The following is a 19246-nucleotide window of genomic DNA, read 5'->3' as shown; positions in this document are numbered from 1 at the left end:
TTCTCGTCCCACTGTACGTACCACGCTCAATATCCTGAAGAGTGTCCAGAATGCACCAAACTGGTGCGAAAAGCGCCAAGTCTGCTGCTGTAAAGTGCATTTGTAGTCCGACTACAGTTGTCTGTATGTGATCCTGTAGCCCAAATACAACGAAAAAGACGTGCTCAAGCCAGTATATATATAAAATGATGCCGTTATCGTAGTAACAAGCAACTCCCGTTGACAGTGCATCTAGTTTTAATACAGAATCCTTGACAGAACGTCTAAATACGTTTGCTTGAGGCTGCCGTGCAAGCTGGCTGTCGCGCTGTAGTTTCGGGAAAAATTATTGGTCTATATGAGGGGACAAATGAGTATCTTCGCAACCAAGCGCACCGCCGAGCCGGTTCGCCATGCATTCCAGCTGAGCCCGGTAGCCGCCGGCTGCGCAGTCTTCCTGTCGGTGTTCGCGGGCAGCGCCTACGCGCAAGCCCAGGACAACACCACGACCACCACCAGCGCCACCTCGAGCGTCGCCACCCAGCCGAATTCGGCCGAGCAGACAGCCGCCGCCGCCGAGCCGACGCCGGCCGGCGCGACCGCCCAGCCGAATGTCGCCACCGTCCAGGTGACCGGTATCCGCCGCGGTATCGAAGCGGCCATCTCGATCAAGAAGAATTCCTCGTCGATCGTCGAAGCCATCTCGGCCGAAGACATCGGCAAACTGCCGGACCAGAGCGTCGCCGAGTCGATCTCGCGCCTGCCGGGCGTGTCGGCCCAGCGCGGCCGCAGCTCGGGCAAGGCATCGGACATCTCGGTGCGCGGCCTGTCGCCGAGCTTCAACGGCACCCTGCTGAACGGCCGCGAAATGGCCTCCACCGGCAATGCCCGTTCCCCTGAGTTCGACCTGTTCCCGGCCGAACTGATGGGTTCCATCGTCATCTACAAAACCCCGGAAGCGAGCGTCATCGGCCAGGGCCTGGCCTCGACCATCGACCTGCGCACCGTGCAGCCGCTGGACTTCGGCAAGCGCACCGTCGCTGTCAGCTACAAGAAGACCCGCCTGGGCGTGAAGCACCCGGACGGCCTGCCGGAAGGCGACGGCAAGCGCGCCACCCTGTCGTACATCGACCAGTTCGCGAACCGCACCATCGGCGTTGCCATGGGCTTTACCCGCTATGAAGAAACCGGCGGCGGCCAGACCACCTTCAACTCCTGGGGCACCGCCGAGATGGCGTACAACGGCGCCAACGTGAAGACTCCGGGCGGCTTCGGCTACGACACCGTGGTCGACTCGCACGAACGCGACGGCGCCTTCGCCTCGCTGCAGTTCCGTCCGAACAAGAACTTCAAGTCGACCGTCGACCTGTTCTACTCGGCCGGCGAAACCGGCCAGAAGAAGACCGGCTTCGAAGGCGGTGTGGCCTACAACGGCGGCGGCGCCTACGAGCTGCCGCACGTGCTCAGCACCGCCACTGTCTCGAACGGCGTCGCCACCAGCGGTACCATCAGCAACTGGAAGGGCGTGGTGCGTAACCACTACGAGGGCTCGAAGGACGACCTCAAGACCATCGGCTGGAACAACGAGCTGAAGATCGCCGACTGGACCACCGCGGCCGACCTGACCTGGTCGAAGGCGACCAAGCTGGCCTCGCGCTACGAGACCACCGCCGGCATCGCCGGTCGCGCCCAGGACACCCTGCGCTACACCAACTTCAACGGCGCCAACGTCACCGAAGTGAAGTACACCCCGGGCTCGAACTACGCCGACCGCAGCGTCGCGCGCCTCACCGACGTGATGGGCTGGTCCGGTGGCGAAGCCTCGCCGCAGGCTGGCTACCTGGCCCAGCCTTACGTGGAAGACACCGTCAAGGCCGTGCGCCTGACCGCCAAGCGCTCCCTGGAACTGGGTCCGATCACCGGCACCAGCTTCGGCTTCAACCACACCTCGCGCGACAAGTCGCGCACCGGTGACGAAGGTCGCCTGGTGATCGCCGGCGGTCCGTACGCCGCCGCCGCGGTGCCGGGCAGCGACGTGGCCTTTGCCGGCTCCTCGGGCTTCCAGGTCGTGTCCTGGGATCCGCGCGGCTCGCTCGGTTCGGTCTACCAGTTGGCGCAGAAGGTCGATGCCGACATCTACAACAAGTACTGGGATGTGAGCGAGCGCATCAACACCGCCTACGTCATGGGTGACCTGAACGGCGAGATGTTCGGCCTGAGCTACCGCGGCAACGTCGGCCTGCAGGCGATCCACACCAACCAGCGCGGCGGCGGCTACGTCATCGACAAGGCCCGCTGCGTCGGCAACACCGCACAGACCTGCCCGGCGCAGCGCGTGGACGAAGGCGACAGCTACTGGGACGTGCTGCCTAGCGCGAACCTCAGCTTCGACCTGGGGAATGAACAGGTACTGCGCCTCGGCATGGCCAAGGTAGTCTCGCGCGCCAACCTGGATGACCTGCGCGCCGGCCAGAACTTCGGCATCTCGACCACCGGCGTGCCGATCCTGGTTGGTAGCGGCGGCAACCCGCAGCTGAAGCCGTTCCGCGCAAAGGCCCTCGACCTGTCGTACGAGAAGTACTTCGGCAACAAGGGCTACATCAGCGCCGCCGTCTTCTACAAGAAGCTCGACAGCTACATCCTGCGCATCCCACGCCCGTTCGACTTCCGTCCGTTCGTGACCCCGACCACCCCGCTGCCGCTGACCGGTCCGTACGCCGGCTCGACCGTCGGCCTGTTCAACCAGCCGGTGAACGGCGACGGCGGCAACCTGAAGGGCTACGAGCTGGCCGTGAACGTTCCGTTCTCGATGATCACGCCATACCTGGACGGTTTCGGTGCGATGGTGAATCACTCGGATACCCGCAGCAACGTCAACCTGCCGGAGACCGGTTTCGCGAACGTGGCCGGCGACCTGACCAGCATTCCGCTGCCGGGCCTGTCGCGCAAGGTGAGCAACCTGCGTATCTACTACGAGAAGAACGGCTTCCAGATTGCCGCCGCGGCGCGCAAGCGTTCGAGCTTCCTGGGCCAGGTCTCGGACTTCCAGGACAACGCGCAGCTCACCTTCATCAAGGGCGAGACCATCGTCGACCTGCAGGCATCCTACGAGATCCAGTCGGGCTGGCTGAAGGGCGTGAGCCTGTACGCCCAGGCGCAGAACTGGAACAACGCACCGTTCCTCGAGTTCACCACCGACGAGGAAAACCCGTCGAACCGCCGCGACTATGGCCGCACCTACCACTTCGGCGCGACCTACAAGTTCTAAGCTGAACTGAGGTAAAGTAACGACCCCTGCCGGGCCTGTGCCTGCCAGGGGTCGTTTTTCGTATCCAGGAAATCTCCATGCACAACGAAGCACTCAAGGACATCGTCATCGTCGGCGGCGGCACCGCCGGCTGGATGACTGCGGCGGCGCTGTCCACCATGCTCAATGGCCGCTACAACATCCGCCTGGTCGAGTCGGACGAGATCGGCATCGTCGGCGTCGGCGAAGCGACCATCCCGATGATCCAGCGCTTCAACCGCGTGCTCGGCATCGACGAGCACGAGTTCATGCGCGAGACCCAGGGCAGCTTCAAGCTGGGTATCGAGTTCGTCAACTGGGGCAGGGTGGGTGAGCGCTACATGCACGGCTTCGGCCGCCTGGGCCAGGACCTGGCGACCGTGCCCTTCGACCAGTACTGGCAGAAGATGCGGCTGGCGGGCAAGGCCGCGCCGCTGGAGGAGTATTCGATCACGCGTATGGCGGCCAAGGCCGGCAAGTTCATGCCGCCGCGCTTCGACGTGCAGAATTCGCCGCTGCGCGACATCAACTACGCCTACCACTTCGACGCCAGCCTGTATGCAAAGTACCTGCGCAAGCTGGCCGAAAGCCGTGGCGTAGTCCGTATCGAAGGTAGAATCACCCGCGTCACCCAGCGCGAGCCTGACGGTCACGTCGACGCGGTGGAACTGGAAAATGGCAGCCGCGTCGAGGGCGAGCTGTTCATCGACTGTTCGGGCTTCCGCGGCCTGCTCATCGAGCAGACCCTGCAGACCGGCTACGAGGACTGGACCCATTGGCTGCCGGCCGACCGCGCGCTGGCCGTGCCCTGCGAATCGGCGCCGTCGATCACACCCTACACCCGCGCCACCGCGCACAAGGCGGGCTGGCAGTGGCGCATCCCGCTGCAGCACCGCACCGGCAACGGCCACGTGTACTGCAGCCGCTTCATCAGCGACGACGAAGCCGCCGCCACGCTGCTGGCCAACCTGGACGGCAAGGCCTTGGCCGAGCCGCGCCTGATCAAGTTCCAGACCGGCATGCGCAAGCTGGCCTGGAACCGCAACGTGGTGGCCCTGGGCCTGGCCAGCGGCTTCCTGGAGCCGCTGGAGTCGACCAGCATCCACCTGATCCAGTCCGGCATCCAGCGCCTGATCGACTTCTTCCCTGATCGCGGCTGGAGCGAGATCGACCGCGACGAATACAACCGCCAGTCGCGCTTCGACTACGAGCGCATCCGCGACTTCATCGTCCTGCACTACCACCTGAACCAGCGCCTTGACTCCGAATACTGGCAGGAGTGCGCGCACATGGCGATTCCGGAGACGCTGCAGCGCAAGATGGACATGTACCGCACCCACGGGCGCGTGGTCCGGGTCGACAACGAGCTGTTCTCGGAAGTCGGCTGGATCCAGGTGTTCGAAGGGCAGAACATGCCGATCGAGGGTTACCACCCGCTGGCCGATACGCAGTCCGAGGAGGACATCGCCGAGTACCTGGCCAGCGTGCGCGAGGTGATCGCCAAGTGCGTCGAGGTCATGCCTTCGCATAATGACTACATCGCGAAGATGTGCGCTGCAAAGAAGATGTAGCGCGCGAACCTGTATCATTGCGGCCCCATGCGCGGCAGCGCCTGGGGCCGTTTTCTTTTGGGGCTTGCCGTACAGCTACAAGCCGCCCCGTTCCAAATAGTGCCCGCCGTCCTCCTGCAAGGGAGTAAACTGGCGCCTTAGTATTAATTTTGAAAGCTTTACCATGTCCGACACCCCCCTCCCGACGTTTGCCGATCTCGACATCTCCGCCCCCGTACTCAAGGCGTTGAAGGAAGTCGGCTACGAAACGCCGTCGCCGATCCAGGCCGCGACCATTCCGCTGCTGCTGGCCAACCGCGACGTGCTCGGGCAGGCCCAGACCGGCACCGGCAAGACCGCCGCCTTTGCGCTGCCGATCCTGTCGCGCATCGACATCAAGCAGGCCACGCCGCAGGCGCTGGTGCTGGCGCCGACGCGCGAGCTGGCGATCCAGGTGGCCGAAGCCTTCCAGAGCTACGCCGCCCACATCAAGGGCTTCCATGTGCTGCCGATCTACGGCGGCCAGAGCTACGGCCCGCAACTGTCGGCGCTGCGCCGCGGCGTGCACGTGGTGGTGGCCACCCCTGGCCGTGTGATCGACCACATCGAAAAGGGTTCGCTCGACCTCTCGCAGCTGAAGACCCTGGTGCTGGACGAAGCGGACGAGATGCTGCGCATGGGCTTCATCGACGACGTCGAGCATATCCTGCAGCAGACCCCGCCGGAGCGCCAGACCACGCTGTTCTCGGCCACCATGCCGCCGGCGATCAAGCGCATCGCCAAGACCTACCTGCGTGACCCGGCCGAAGTGACCGTGGCGGCCAAGACCGGCACCGCCGAGAACATCACCCAGCGCTACTGGCTGGTGGCCGGCATGCAGAAGCTCGATGCGCTGACCCGCATCCTGGAAGCCGAAGCGTTCGACGGCATGATCATCTTCGCGCGCACCAAGCTCGGCACCGAAGAGCTGGCGACCAAGCTGCAGGCGCGCGGCTTCGCGGCCACCGCGATCAATGGCGACATGACCCAGCAGGCGCGCGAGCGCACCATCGAGCAGCTCAAGAACGGCAAGATCGACATCCTGGTCGCAACCGACGTCGCCGCGCGCGGCCTGGACGTGGAACGCATCAGCCACGTGATCAACTACGACGTGCCGTCGGACCCGGAGAGCTACACCCACCGCATCGGCCGCACCGGCCGCGCGGGCCGCAGCGGCGACGCGATCCTGTTCATCACCCCGCGCGAGCGCGGCCTGCTGAAAGCCATCGAGCGCGCCACCCGCCAGCCGGTGGCGCCGCTGCAGCTGCCGACCGTGAAGGCGGTGAACGAAGTGCGGATCGCCAGGTTCAAGGAGCAGATCGCGGCCACCCTGGCAGAGGGCGGCCTGGAAGTCTTCCGTTCGCTGGTCGAGGAATACGAGCGCGAACAGAACGTGCCGGCGGTGGACATCGCCGCGGCGCTGGCCAAGCTGGCGCGCGGCGACCAGCCGCTGCTTCTGGAAAAGCCGGATCGCGAGCCGAAGCCCGAATTCGCCCCGCGCGAGCAGGGAACGTGGGAAGATCGACCGGCCCGTCCGCAACGTGAAGCGCGCGAGCCGGCCTTCAAGAAGGAGCGCGTAATGCGCGCGCCGGAACCGGGCATGGCGACCTTCCGCATCGAGGTCGGCCACCAGCACGGCGTCAAGCCGGGCAACATCGTCGGCGCGATCGCCAACGAAGCCGACATGCCGGCCAAGTACATGGGCCGCATCGAGATCTACGACGACTACAGCACCATCGACCTGCCGGACGACATGACGCCTGAGCTGATCGACCACCTGAAGACGGTGTGGGTGGCGGGTCAGCAGCTGAACATGACGCGTGATGGCGTGGAAGAACCGATCATCACGGCGCCGAAGAAGAAATCGTTCGCGAAGGCGGGCGCCGACCGGCGCGTGGCGGAGAAGGGTTTCAAGAAGCCGCACCGTAAAGGCTAATTACGGCCACTGTCCGTTGAACCGTCATCCCGGCGAAGGCCGGGATCCAAGTTTGTACGCGTGGAGGTGCAATCAATCTTGACCGCTATGCACCTGAAATTGGGTTCCGGCCTTCGCCGGAACGACGGGCTAACTGTTTCAATTGAGGATTGGGGCTGATCAGCCGATACTTCACTTGCTACTGGCGGCCTTCGCATCTTCCGGCGCAAACATCCACAACAGCGCCTCACGCAATTCCCCCGCCCAGAACGCCTCGTTGTGCTCTGCCGCCGGCACGATCTTGAGCACCGTGTTGGCCGCCGGATGGCCGGTCTGCTTCACCGTCTCGGCCATGCGCTTGACGTCCGCATTCATCTGCGGCCCTTCCTTCCCGCCCATCAGCAGGAACACGCGCGCATCCTTCGGCGCGGGTCTGGTGGTGACGAAGTCGAACACGGACTGCCCAGCCGTCCAGTAGGCCGGCGAGAACACGCCGGCCTTGCTGAACACGTCCGGATACTGCACCAGGGCGTAGTGCGAGGCCAGGCCGCCCATCGAGCTGCCCATGATCGCGGTATGCGCGCGGTCGGGCAGGGTGCGGTACTGCCTGTCGATCATGGGCTTGACCGTCTTCACGATAAAGTCCGTGTACTCGCGCCCCTCGCCCTTGCCGATGCGGGCATTGTCCCAGGCGTTCAGCTCCGTCATGCGCTTTTCCTGGCCGTTGTCGATGCCGACCACGATCAGTTCCAGCTTGCCTTCCTTCGCCAGCGCGTCGAGCGTCTCGTCCACTTTCCACTCGCCCGCATAGGCGGTCGCGTTGTCGAACAGGTTCTGGCCGTCGTGCATGTACAGCACCGGGTAGCGCTTGCCTGAGGTGGCATAGCCGGGCGGCAGGTACAGGCGCAGCTGGCGCTTGCGCTCCAGGCCCGGCATCTCGACCGGGCTGCCGAGCAGGCTCACGCCGGGCAGGGCGGTCGACACTTTTGGCGCGTCCGCGGCTGTCGCGGGCACGCTCAGGGTAGCAACGAACAGGAGTGGAGCAAGGGTGGAGCGAAGCGAAGGCATGGCAAGTCTCCTGAGTCATATTTATGTTGTTTGACTACAGAGCCGGGTTGTCCAGTCCGCTCTGTTGTGGCGATTCTACTATGACAGCTCTTCGATTGACACTCGCATATCGAAATGTTATTTTGCTACAGCTTCTGCCAGGTTAGCCTCATTCGGGCTGCCTGCATCACACGAGAGCCCGCCAGGTCCGGGCCACATTGGGGACACACATGGATATGCAAAGCGGCGTGCTCAAGCCACGCCTGTCGTTCTGGCAGCTCTGGAACATGAGCTTCGGCTTTTTCGGCATCCAGTTCGGCTTCGCTCTGCAGAACGCCAACACCAGCCGCATCTTCTCGACGCTGGGCGCCAACCCCGACGACCTGGCCCTGTTCTGGCTCGCCGCGCCCGTCACCGGCCTGCTGGTGCAGCCCGTGATCGGCTACCTGAGCGACAACACCTGGGACCCGAAATGGGGCCGCCGCCGTCCCTTCTTCTTCATCGGCGCCGTGCTGGCCGCGATCGCTCTGTTCCTGATGCCGAATTCCGCAGCGCTGTGGATGGCGGTGGCCGTGCTGTGGCTGATGGATGCGGCCATCAACGTGTCGATGGAGCCGTTCCGCGCCTTCGTCGGCGACAAGCTGGACGCCTCGCAGCAGACCGCCGGCTACGCCATGCAGACCTTCTTCATCGGCTGCGGCGCCGTGATCGCCTCGCTCCTGCCCTGGTTCTTCGAAACCATGGGCGTGTCTAACGCGGCGGTGGGCGGCACCATTCCCGACACCGTGCGCTATTCGTTCTACGCCGGCGGTGCGATCTTCTTCCTGGCCGTGCTGTGGACCGTGCTCACCGCGGACGAACTGCCCCCTGCCGACCTCGATGCCTTCCACGCCGAGCGCAAGCGCTCGCGCAGCGTGGGCGTGGCCCTGAAGGAAATCGTCGGCGGCTTCGCCCACATGCCGAAGACCATGGTGCAACTGGCTTTTGTCCAGTTCTTCACCTGGATCGCGCTGTTCGCGATGTGGATCTACACCGGCTCGGCGATCGCTGACAACGTCTATGGCACCACCGACGCCCAGTCCACGGCCTTCCAGGATGCCGGCAGTTTCGTCGGCATCATGTTCGCGGTGTACAGCGGCGTGTCGGCCCTGGCGGCCTTCATCCTGCCGGTGTTCGCCCGCGCCACCAGCCGCAAGACCGTGCACGCCACCTGCCTGGCCATCGGCGGCCTGAGCCTGGCTTCCATCGTCCTGATCACCGACCGCAACATGCTGATGCTGCCGATGATCGGCGTCGGTCTGGCCTGGGCTTCGATCCTGACCATGCCGTATGCCATCCTGGCGGGCTCGCTGCCGGCCAAGCGCATGGGTTACTTCATGGGCCTGTTCAACTTCTTCGTCGTGATCCCGCAGATCTGCAGCGGCCTGCTGCTGGGCGGCGTGACCAAGCACTTCTTCGGCGGCCACACCGTCATGACGGTGGCGCTGGGCGGCGGCGCGATGCTGCTGGCGGCCGTACTGACCCTGTTCGTCACCGACCGTGCAGCGCCGGTCAAGGCAGCCGTCTAAACCCTCGCGCGCCAATGATTTCGCGCCTGTCGTATCGTAACGTTTTATCAACATTGTCCAATGTTGCACCACGTTATTACGACAGGAGCGAAGCATGACCATCCAGACCGTCCCGACCACGCCGTTCGCCGGACAGCGGCCCGGCACCTCGGGCCTGCGCAAGAAAGTCACCGAATTCCAGCAGCCGGGCTACCTCGAGAATTTCGTCGAAGCGATCTTCCTCACCCTGGGTGAAGGCGAAGGCCGCACCCTGGTCGTCGGCGGCGACGGCCGCTACTTCAACCGCGAAGCGATCCAGACCATCCTGCGCATGGCCGCCGCTCACGGCGTGGCGCGCTGCCTGGTGGGCCGCGGCGGCATCCTGTCCACGCCGGCGGTGAGCTGCGTGATCCGCAAGCACGCCGCTTTCGGCGGCATCGTGCTCTCGGCCAGCCACAACCCGGGCGGCCCGGACGGCGACTTCGGCATCAAATACAACATCGGCAACGGCGGCCCCGCCCCGGAGAAAATCACCGAAGCGATCTTCGCCAATACCCAGGCACTGGCGTCCTACCGCATCAGCGATGGCGCTCCGGTCGACCTCGACCAGGTCGGCAAGACCAGCATCGAGAACATGGTGGTCGAGATCATCGATCCGGTCGCCGACTACGCCGAACTGATGGCGCGCCTGTTCGACTTCAATGCCATCCGCGCCCTGTTCGCAGGCGGCTTCCGGATGCGCTTCGACGCCATGCATGCGGTCTCGGGCCCGTACGCGAAAGCGATCATCGAAGGCACGCTGGGCGCGCCCGCGGGCACGGTGGTCAACTGCGATCCGCTGGAGGATTTCGGCGGCGGCCACCCGGACCCGAACCCGGTCAATGCCGCTGACCTGATCGCCCACATGAACGGCCTGGACGCGCCGGACTTCGGCGCCGCCTCCGACGGCGACGCCGACCGCAACATGATCGTCGGACGCAAGCTGGCGGTGACGCCTTCGGACAGCCTGGCCATCATCGCCGCCAACGCCACCGTCGCGCCGGGCTACGCCGGCGGCATCACCGGCATCGCGCGCTCGATGCCGACGTCCCAGGCGGCCGACCGCGTGGCGGCAAGCCTCGGCATCACCTGCTTCGAGACCCCGACCGGCTGGAAGTATTTCGGCAACCTGATGGACGCCAACCTCGCCACCCTGTGCGGCGAAGAGAGCTACGGCACCGGCTCCCATCACATCCGCGAGAAGGACGGCCTGTGGGCCGTGCTGTTCTGGCTGAACCTGATCGCCGCACGCGGCAAGTCCGTGAACGAGATCGTGCGCGAGCACTGGGCCCGTTTCGGCCGCAACTATTATTCGCGCCATGACTACGAAGCGGTCGACGCGGCCGCCGCGGACGCATTGATGGCCGCGCTGCGCGCGAAACTGCCGGACCTGGCCGGCCAGACCCTGGGAAGCTTCCGCGTATCGGAGGCCGACGACTTCTGCTACAACGATCCGGTCGACGGCTCGGTGGCGACGCGCCAGGGCATCCGCATCATCATGACGGACGGCTCGCGCATCGTCTTCCGCCTGTCCGGCACCGGCACCGAAGGCGCCACCATCCGCCTCTACCTCGAACGCTACGAAGCCGACCCGGCGCGCCACGACATCGACACCCAGCAGGCGCTGCTTGAGCTGATCGCCATCGCCGACAGCGTGGCGGAACTGCGCCAGCGCACCGGCCGGGAGAGCCCGACCGTGATCACCTAGACATCCACCCACCACACAGGAAACCGCATGAAACTACCCGTCCTTGTCGCCTCCATGCTGCTCGCCTTCAGCACTGCCACCCAGGCTGCTGCCCAGGCCAGCAAGCCTTTCGTCTGGGAGAACGCCACCGTCTACTTCCTGCTGACGGACCGCTTCAACAACGGCGACAAGGCGAACGATCACGCATACGGCCGCAAGGATGACGCGGCGAAGTTGCGCGGTTTCATGGGCGGCGACCTGGCCGGCATCACGGCCAAGATCAAGGAAGGCTACTTCAAGGACCTGGGCGTGAACGCCATCTGGCTCACGCCCCCGGTCGAGCAGATCCACGCGCCGACCGACGAAGGCACCGGCAAGACCTACGGCTTCCATGGCTATTGGGCGCGCGACTTCACCGCGGTGGATGCGAATCTCGGCACCGAGCAGGACTTCCGCAATTTCGTGGAGACGGCCCACGCCAACGGCATCCGCGTGCTGCTCGACGTGGTGATGAACCATACCGGCCCGATCACGCCGACCGACCCGGTGTGGCCGGCCGACTGGGTGCGCACGAAGCCGAAGTGCACCTACAAGGACGCGCCGACCACGGTCGACTGCACCCTGGTCGACAACCTGCCGGACATCCTCACCAACAGCAACGCCAACGTGGCCCTGCCGCCGGCCTTGGTAGCGAAGTGGAAGAAGGAAGGGCGCTACGAGCGCGAGGTGAAGGAACTGGACGCTTTCTTCAAGCGCACTGGCTACCCGCGCGCGCCGCGCTTCTACCTGGTCAAGTGGCATGCCGACTGGGTGCGCAAGTATGGCGTGGACGGCTTCCGCGCCGACACCGTCAAGCACACCGAGCCGGGCGTGTGGAAGGAACTCAAGCAGGAGGCCAGCCTGGCCTATGAAGAATGGAAGCGCGCCAATCCGGCCAAGCGCCTGGGCAACCAGCCCTTCTTCATGGTCTCGGAAGTCTACGGTTATTCCATCAACCACGGGCGCAGCTACGACATGGGCAACAATGTCAAAGTCGACTGGCTCGCCAACGGCTTCGACAGCATGATCAACTTCAGCATGAAGTCGGACGCGGCCCAGGGCTACGAAAAGCTGTTCTCGGATTATTCGAAGGAGCTGCAGGGCCCGATGAAGGGGTACTCGGTGCTCAACTACATCAGCTCGCACGACGACGGCAGCCCCTACGACCCGGCGCGCCAGCGTCCGCTGGAAGCGGCCAACAAGCTGCTGCTGGCGCCGGGCGCGGCCCAGATCTACTACGGCGACGAGAGCGCACGCCTGCTCAACATCGAAGGCGCGGAAGGCGACGCCAAGCTGCGTTCCTTCATGAACTGGGACGAGCTGGCCGCCAACACGCAGCGCGGCATCCACCGCGTGGGTGACGTGCGCGAGCACTGGGCCAAGCTGGGACGCTTCCGCGCCGCCCACCCGGCGGTGGGGGCGGGCGTGCACCAGATGCTGGCGTCCAGTCCCTACACCTTCAAGCGTACCTGGCAGAATGGCGGCGTGAGCGACCGCGTGGTGGTCGCCCTCGACCTGCCGAACGACAAGGCGGTGCCGATCTCGGTGGCCGGCGTGTTCAACGATGGCCAGACCGTGCGCGACTGGTACACCGGGAAGACGGCGGTGGTGACTGGCGGCAAGGTGCAGTTCGGTACGGCAGCGCCGGTGGCGCTGATCGCCCAGGACTGAGCGCACACGAGTCCTGTCGTGCGCGCCTCCTCGCCCGATACAATTGGGGTTCCGAGATTATCGAACTGAACGTCGACATGACCGACACCGGATCCCTGTACTGGAAACGCGAGGACGCCGAGGCCCTGCACGTCCTCCTGCTCGAGAAGACCCGCCAGTACGGCATCATGTTCTACGATGCCGAACTGCGCATCACGGGCTGGAACTCGGGCGCCGAATTCATCACCGGCTGGACCGCACCCGAGGTGCTGGGCCAGCCGACCGCCATGCTGTTCGTTCCCGAAGACCGCGAACGCAAGCTCGACGAACACGAGGCGCATACCGCGGCCCTGGTCGGCGTCGGCGAGGACGAGCGCTGGCACATGCGGCGCGACGGTTCCTGGTTCTGGTCGAGCGGCGTCAGCCTGCCGCTGCACCGCGAGGGCGGGCGGGTGACGGGTTACGTCAAGATCTTCCGCGACGCCACCCACCTGCGCGTGCGCACGCGCTATCTCGAGAACGAGCTGAAGGCCTCCAGCGAGCGCGAAGCCGAGCGCGACGTGTTCCTCGGCACCATCGCGCACGAGATGCGCAATCCGCTGTCGCCATTGAAAACGGCGGTCCAGCTGATGCGCATGCAGGCGCGCGACGCCGCCGCCATGGACCGGCCGCTGCAGGTCATGGAGCGCCAGCTCGGCCTGCTGGAACGCCTGGTCGAAGACCTGGTCGACGTCGCCCGGGTCAATTCCGGCAAGATGAGCATCAGTTACGAACGGGTGGAATACCAGGCCCTGCTGAACGATGCGGTCGACAGCTGCGCGACGGCGGCCCAGTTCAAGGGCATCGCCATCCACCGCAGTTTCCCGCCGCTGCCGATCGACATCGAGGTGGACGCGCGCCGCCTCCAGCAAGTGTTCGTCAACCTGCTCAACAACGCGGTCAAGTTCACACCCCAGGGCGGCGAGGTCTGGCTCACCGCCACCGTCGACCAGACCCATTTCATCTGCTACATGAAGGACAGCGGCAAGGGCATCGAGCCCGACATGCTGCCGAAGATCTTCGACGTGTTCACCCAGGCCGAGGGCGGCCGTGCCGACCGGACGGCCGGGCTCGGGATCGGACTCGCCCTGGTCAAGGAAATCGTCTCGCTGCACCAGGGCACGGTCGAGGTACGCAGCGAAGGGGCCGGCAAGGGCGCCGAGTTCACGGTCCGCGTTCCGCTGCGCAGGCCGGACGCGGAGCAGGGTCGGCGCGAGCGCCCCGAGCAGCCCGAACAACCCGGGAATCCTTGAGGGCGGGGCGTCCGCTGCGGCGGCGCCGTTTCGGCTAGACTGGCTGCTTCGCCAACCCAGCATTTGCCGACCATGCCCCTCATGACACGCCTCTCCCGCACGCTGCTGTGCGCAGCGCTTGCCTTCGCTTCTTCCGTTCCCGTGCAGGCCGCCGACGAGCCGGCCTACGGCGCGGAACTGGAAGGCTTCGCGTACCCCTATCCGGTGCAGCGCTTTGCCTTCACGTCGCAGGGCGTCAAGCTGCAGATGGCCTACATGGACGTCAAGCCGGCCAAGCCGAACGGCCGCGCCGTCGTGCTCATGCACGGGAAGAACTTCTGCGGGGCGACCTGGGAAGGCACGATCAAGGAATTGAGCGGGGCCGGCTACCGCGTCGTGGCGCCCGACCAGGTGGGCTTCTGCAAGTCGACCAAGCCCCAGCACTACCAGTACAGCTTCCAGCAGCTGGCCGCCAACACGCGCGCGCTGCTCGAGGCCATCGGCGTGAAGGAGGCGATCGTCATGGGCCACTCGACCGGCGGCATGCTGGCGGTGCGCTACGGCCTGCTGTATCCGGAACTGTCCCAGCAGCTGGTGCTGGTCAACCCGATCGGCCTGGAAGACTGGAAGGCGCTGGGCGTGCCCTCGCTGGGCGTGGACAAGTGGCACGAGCGCGAGCTGCAGACTACCGCGGAGCGCATCCGCAACTACGAGAAATCGACCTATTACGTGAACACCTGGAAGCCGGAATACGAGCCCTGGGTGCAGATGCTGGCGGGGATGTACCGCGGGCCGGGCAAGCAGCTCGTGGCCTGGAATTCGGCGCTCCTGTACGACATGATCTACACGCAGCCGGTGGTGTACGAATTCCCCTTGCTCAAAATGCCGGTGCTCCTGATGATCGGCCTGAAGGACACCACGGCGATCGGCAAGGACGCGGCGCCGGAAGCGCTGCGCCCGAAGCTGGGCAACTATCCGGAACTGGCCAAACGCACTGCGCAAAGCATCCCGAAGGCGACCCTGGTCAGCTTCCCGGAGATGGGCCATGCGCCGCAGATGCAGGATCCGGTGCAGTTCCACCGCGCGTTGCTGAAAGGTCTGGTGCGGTAGGGTGGGCGGGTCTCCCGCCCACGCGGTGATTGCTATCTGCTCCGATGTCGTGCGCGACGATTTCGCTGCAATTATCACCGCGTGGGCGGCATAGCCGCCCACCCTACGAGCGATAGGGCGTATTTTTGTCATTCGATCAATGGTATGCTAGCGTGATCCGGGACCGAGGTCCCGACCCGAACCGATCGCGATGACCGTTGAACCCGACACCGACCTGAAACCCTCCCGCGCCGCCTTCGCCGACGGGCCGCGCCTGCTCGCGGACATCGGCGCGACCCACGCGCGCTTCGGCCTCGAGACCGCGCCCGGCGTGCTGCGCCAGGTCGCGGTGCTGCATTGCGACGACTACAGCGGCATCGTGCCGCTGCTGCACGCCTACTTGGCGCAGACCGGAGGCGTGCGCATCAACCATGCGGCCTTCGCGCTGGCCAATCCGATCAGCGGCGATTTCATTCGCATGACCAACCGCGACTGGCAGTTCTCGACCGACGAAGTGCGCCGCACGCTCGGCCTGTCGACGCTCCTGATCGTCAACGACTTCACGGCGCTGGCGATGGCGCTGCCGGGCTTCGAGCCGAAGGACCTGCTGCAGATCGGCGGCGGGGCGCCCCAGAGCCACGCGGTGGCCGGCGTGCTCGGTCCGGGCACCGGCCTGGGCGTATCGGGCGTGATTCCGACCATCGACGGCTTCGTGACCCTGGGCAGCGAGGGCGGCCACGTCAACTTCGCCCCGGCCGACGAGCGCGAATTCGCGATCCTGCAGTATGCCTGGCAGGAGTGGCCGCACGTATCGAACGAGCGCCTGATCTCCGGCCCCGGCATCGAATTGATGTACCGCGCGCTTGCCAAGCGCAACGGCGTCCAGGCTCCCGCGCGCAGCACCGCCGACATCGTCAGCGGCGCCCTGGAGCAGAATGACGCCTTGTGCCTGGAAACCCTGGAGACCTTCGCCGGCATGCTGGGCGGGGCAGCGGCCAACCTGGCGGTGACGCTGGGCGCCTTTGGCGGCATTTTCATCGGCGGCGGCATCGTGCCGCGCATTTCCGAGTGGTTCGCCAGCTCGCCCTTCCGCGCCCGCTTCGAGGCCAAGGGCCGCTTCACCGACTACATCGCGCAGATCCCGACCTACGTGATCATGACGCCCAATCCGGCCCTGCACGGCGTCTCGCGCATCCTGTCGGAACACCTGCGCGGCCGCAGCGGCGCCAATACCCTGATGGACCGTGTACAGCAGCTGCGCCACGAACTGTCGCCGGCCGAGCAGCGCGTCGCCGCGCTGGTGCTGGAACATCCGCGCAAGGTGCTGTCCGAGCCGATCGCCGAGATCGCGCGCCTGGCGGACGTGAGCCAGCCGACCGTGATCCGCTTCTGCCGCTCGCTCGGCTTCCAGGGCCTGGCCGAGTTCAAGCTCAAGTTCGCGGGCAGCCTGACCGGCACCATCCCGGTGCGCCACAGCCAGGTGCGCATGAGCGACAGCACCCATGACCTGTCGGCCAAGGTGATCGACAATACGGTGTCGGCGATCCTGAAGTTCCGCGACCAACTGGACGTGCACGCGATCGACCGCGCCATCGAGCTGCTGCGCCGCGCGCGCCGCGTCGAGTTCTACGCAATGGGCAATGCGCGCGCGGTGGCGCTGGACGGCCAGCACAAGTTCTTCCGCTTCCGCATCCCGGCCGCGCTGTACGGTGACTCGCACCTGTTCACGCTGGCTGCCGGCCTGCTGGGACCGGGCGACGTGGTGATCGCAATCTCCACCGGCGGCCAGTTGCCCGAACTGCTGGAAGCGGTGGACACCGCGCGCGCCGCCGGCGCCGACGTCATCGCCATCACCAGCAGCAAGTCGCAGCTGGCCAAGAAGTCGACCGTGTGCCTGGCAGTGGACCACAGCGAGGACAGCACCACCTTCCTGTCGATGATCTCGCGCATCCTGCAGCTGCTGCTGATCGACATCATGTCGGTCGGGATCTCGCTTGGCACCCAGGGGGCGAACGGCGAGGCGGGCGAGGGCGACGCCCAGCGCAAGCTCCTCATTTCCCACCTCGACATCTAGCCGTACGGGGAAGCGTTTTATGGATGAGCATTCTCCACGCCGGCGCCAGCTGCTCGGCACCGCACTAAGCCTGCCGCTGGTGGGCATGGGCGCAAGCGCGAGCGCCGCGGCCCCTGCTGGCCCCTTGCAGGTCGGCGGACTGCCCGTCACCTGCAACCTGACCTTGCCGATCGCCTGCCGCGCCAAGGCCGCTGCCGACGGCAAGCCTGGCGCGCCCTTCACCGCCTTCGAGTACAACAAGTTTTCGGGCTGGCCCGAGATCAAGGAATCCCTCATGACGGGCCGCATCCAGGCGGCCTACATGCTGGCGCCCCTGGTGATGGACCTGACCGACTGGCGCATCCCGCTCAAGATCGTCTCGCTCGGGCACCGCTCGGGCGCGGTAATCATGGTGCGGACCGATTCGCCTTTCCGCAGGTTTGCCGACCTGCGCGGCAAGAGCATCGCCATCCCCAGTCGCTTCGCGGTGGACTACCTGTTCCTGCGCAAGATGCTGGCGCGCGAGGGCATGTCGGCGAAGGACATCCAGATCATCGAGATGGCGCCGCCCGACATGCCGGCCGCGCTCTACGCCGGCGCGGTGGACGGCTACTGCACCGGCGAGCCTTTCGGCGCCGCGGCCCAGCGCGCCGGCTATGCGCGCCCACTGTCGATGACCCGCAACGAGTGGCGCAACTACATCTGCTGCGTCCTGACCGTGCGCGAGGAGCTGATCCGCACCAACCGTCCGGCGGTGCAGGAGCTGGTCAATTACGTGCAGGCGGCCGGCAGCTGGCTCGACGCCTCGCCCGCCAACCGCGACAAGGCGGCCGTGATCGCGGCCGACCGCAAGTTCTTCAACCAGGACCCGAACATCATCCGCTTCGTCATGCAGAACCCGAGCGACCGCGTCACCTACGGCGACCTGCGCATGCTGCGCGATGAATTCGATGAACTGATGCAGCTGTCGGTGCAGGCCGGCACGCTCAAGCGCCCGATACGCTACGAGCAGTACGTGGACGAGAGCTTCGTGAAGAACATCCGACCCGTGAAGGTGGCGCTGTGAAGCGCGTCGTCCTCGCAGCCTTGCTGCTGAGCGCCGTTGCGGTGAACGCAGCCCCTGCGCTCAAGTCCGGCACCTTCTCTCCGACGCGCGCCGCCCCCGAGATCGCGCAAAAAGCAGCCGACGGCAGCGACTTCCGCCTGTCCGCCTTGCGCGGCAAGGTGGTGGTGCTGGAATTCGGCTTCACCCATTGCCCGGCCGTGTGCCCGGCCTCGCTGGCCATGCTGGCGCAGGCGCGCCAGAAACTGGGCGCGGATGCCGACCGGCTGCAGGTGGTATTCATCTCGGTCGACCCCGAGCGCGACACGCCCGCGCGCCTGAAGTCCTACCTGGCCCAGTTCGACAAGAGCTTCATTGGCCTGACCGGCACGCTTGACCAGATGGCGGCGATCCGCAAGGACTACGGCATCACGGCGACCAGGTTCCCGGCGCCGGCAGGGCAGAGCGGCTACCAGATGGGACATTCGTCCTACCTGTACTTCATCGACAAGAAGGGCATGCTGCGCGCCCTGATGCCCTTCGGCCGCCCGGCTGACGAAATGGTGCACGACGTGAACGTGCTCGCCGCTGAATAGATGAAGAAGCGGACCGGTATCATCGTCGTCCTTGCGCTGCTGCTTGCAGCAATGGCCTGGGCCGCGTTCGCGCCCCTGCATGCGGGCTCGCGCGACCTGCTGTTCGAGATTCCCAAGGGCACCTGGGAGCGCCGCATGAAGGGTGACAAGACCAGCATCCTGCCCGAACACGTGACCTTGACGCTGGGCGTGCGCGACGTGCTCCTGCTGCGCAACAGCGACACGGTGCCGCAGATGTTCGGTCCCGTGCTCATCATGCCCGGCCAGGATTTCCGCTTGCCCTTCGGGCAGGCCGGCGAACACCCCTTCGACTGTACCGCCCACGCGAGCGGCAGGATGACGGTGCTGGTGATCGATGCACCCGCCGCCGGCCTGCCGCGACTGAAGTGGCGCCTTCACTCCCTCATGACTACATAA

The 19246-nt window shown here is 65.6% G+C and carries 13 protein-coding genes; 12 read left to right on the top strand and 1 reads right to left on the bottom strand.

Features of this window, described 5'->3' with window-relative positions:
• The first annotated feature begins 349 nt into the window (after window positions 1–349).
• The 3 genes from LK539_RS03750 (at window position 350) to LK539_RS03740 (ending at window position 6790) form a co-directional block, all read left to right on the top strand.
• Entirely contained in the window at window positions 350–3247 is a 2898-nt protein-coding gene (locus LK539_RS03750; protein ID WP_227799559.1) for a TonB-dependent receptor, read from the top strand.
• A 77-nt stretch (window positions 3248–3324) separates the two neighbouring features.
• A complete protein-coding gene (locus LK539_RS03745; protein WP_227799558.1) occupies window positions 3325–4836 on the top strand; it encodes a tryptophan halogenase family protein in 1512 nt (503 codons plus the stop codon).
• 163 nt (window positions 4837–4999) lie between these two features.
• Window positions 5000–6790, top strand: a complete 1791-nt coding sequence (locus LK539_RS03740; protein WP_227799557.1) for a DEAD/DEAH box helicase — start codon at window positions 5000–5002, stop codon at window positions 6788–6790.
• 171 nt (window positions 6791–6961) lie between these two features.
• Here LK539_RS03740 and LK539_RS03735 read toward each other — a convergent pair whose 3' ends face one another.
• Window positions 6962–7837, bottom strand: a complete 876-nt coding sequence (locus tag LK539_RS03735) for an alpha/beta hydrolase (RefSeq protein ID WP_227799556.1) — start codon at window positions 7835–7837, stop codon at window positions 6962–6964.
• 209 nt (window positions 7838–8046) lie between these two features.
• Here LK539_RS03735 and LK539_RS03730 point away from each other — a divergent pair, with 209 nt between their 5' ends.
• From LK539_RS03730 to LK539_RS03690, 9 genes are all read left to right on the top strand, one after another.
• Window positions 8047–9384 carry an MFS transporter gene (locus LK539_RS03730; protein ID WP_227799555.1) on the top strand — a complete coding sequence of 446 codons (1338 nt, stop codon included), beginning with the start codon at window positions 8047–8049 and terminating at the stop codon, window positions 9382–9384.
• A gap of 94 nt (window positions 9385–9478) precedes the next feature.
• On the top strand, window positions 9479–11110 hold the full coding sequence (locus LK539_RS03725; RefSeq protein ID WP_227799554.1) for an alpha-D-glucose phosphate-specific phosphoglucomutase: 1632 nt from the start codon (window positions 9479–9481) through the stop codon (window positions 11108–11110).
• Window positions 11111–11137: 27 nt separating this feature from the next.
• Entirely contained in the window at window positions 11138–12799 is a 1662-nt protein-coding gene (locus tag LK539_RS03720; RefSeq protein WP_227799553.1) for an alpha-amylase family glycosyl hydrolase, read from the top strand.
• 77 nt (window positions 12800–12876) lie between these two features.
• Window positions 12877–14070 carry a PAS domain-containing sensor histidine kinase gene (locus LK539_RS03715; protein ID WP_227799552.1) on the top strand — a complete coding sequence of 398 codons (1194 nt, stop codon included), beginning with the start codon at window positions 12877–12879 and terminating at the stop codon, window positions 14068–14070.
• A 72-nt stretch (window positions 14071–14142) separates the two neighbouring features.
• Window positions 14143–15159, top strand: coding sequence for an alpha/beta fold hydrolase (locus tag LK539_RS03710; RefSeq protein WP_373889508.1), 1017 nt, complete (start codon window positions 14143–14145; stop codon window positions 15157–15159).
• Between the two features lie 190 nt (window positions 15160–15349).
• On the top strand, window positions 15350–17212 hold the full coding sequence (locus LK539_RS03705; protein ID WP_227799550.1) for a glucokinase: 1863 nt from the start codon (window positions 15350–15352) through the stop codon (window positions 17210–17212).
• A 19-nt stretch (window positions 17213–17231) separates the two neighbouring features.
• Entirely contained in the window at window positions 17232–18257 is a 1026-nt protein-coding gene (locus LK539_RS03700; RefSeq protein WP_227799549.1) for an ABC transporter substrate-binding protein, read from the top strand.
• A complete protein-coding gene (locus LK539_RS03695) occupies window positions 18254–18829 on the top strand; it encodes an SCO family protein (RefSeq protein WP_227799548.1) in 576 nt (191 codons plus the stop codon). Before LK539_RS03700 ends, LK539_RS03695 begins: the two co-directional genes overlap by 4 nt.
• Window positions 18830–19246, top strand: coding sequence for a hypothetical protein (locus LK539_RS03690; RefSeq protein WP_227799547.1), 417 nt, complete (start codon window positions 18830–18832; stop codon window positions 19244–19246). It begins immediately after the preceding gene.

This window comes from Massilia sp. IC2-476 (assembly GCF_020707295.1).
In the GTDB taxonomy this organism is placed as follows: Bacteria; Pseudomonadota; Gammaproteobacteria; order Burkholderiales; family Burkholderiaceae_D; genus Telluria.
Note: the sequence above shows the minus strand (reverse complement) of the source record. Positions and strands in the feature narration are given on the sequence as shown.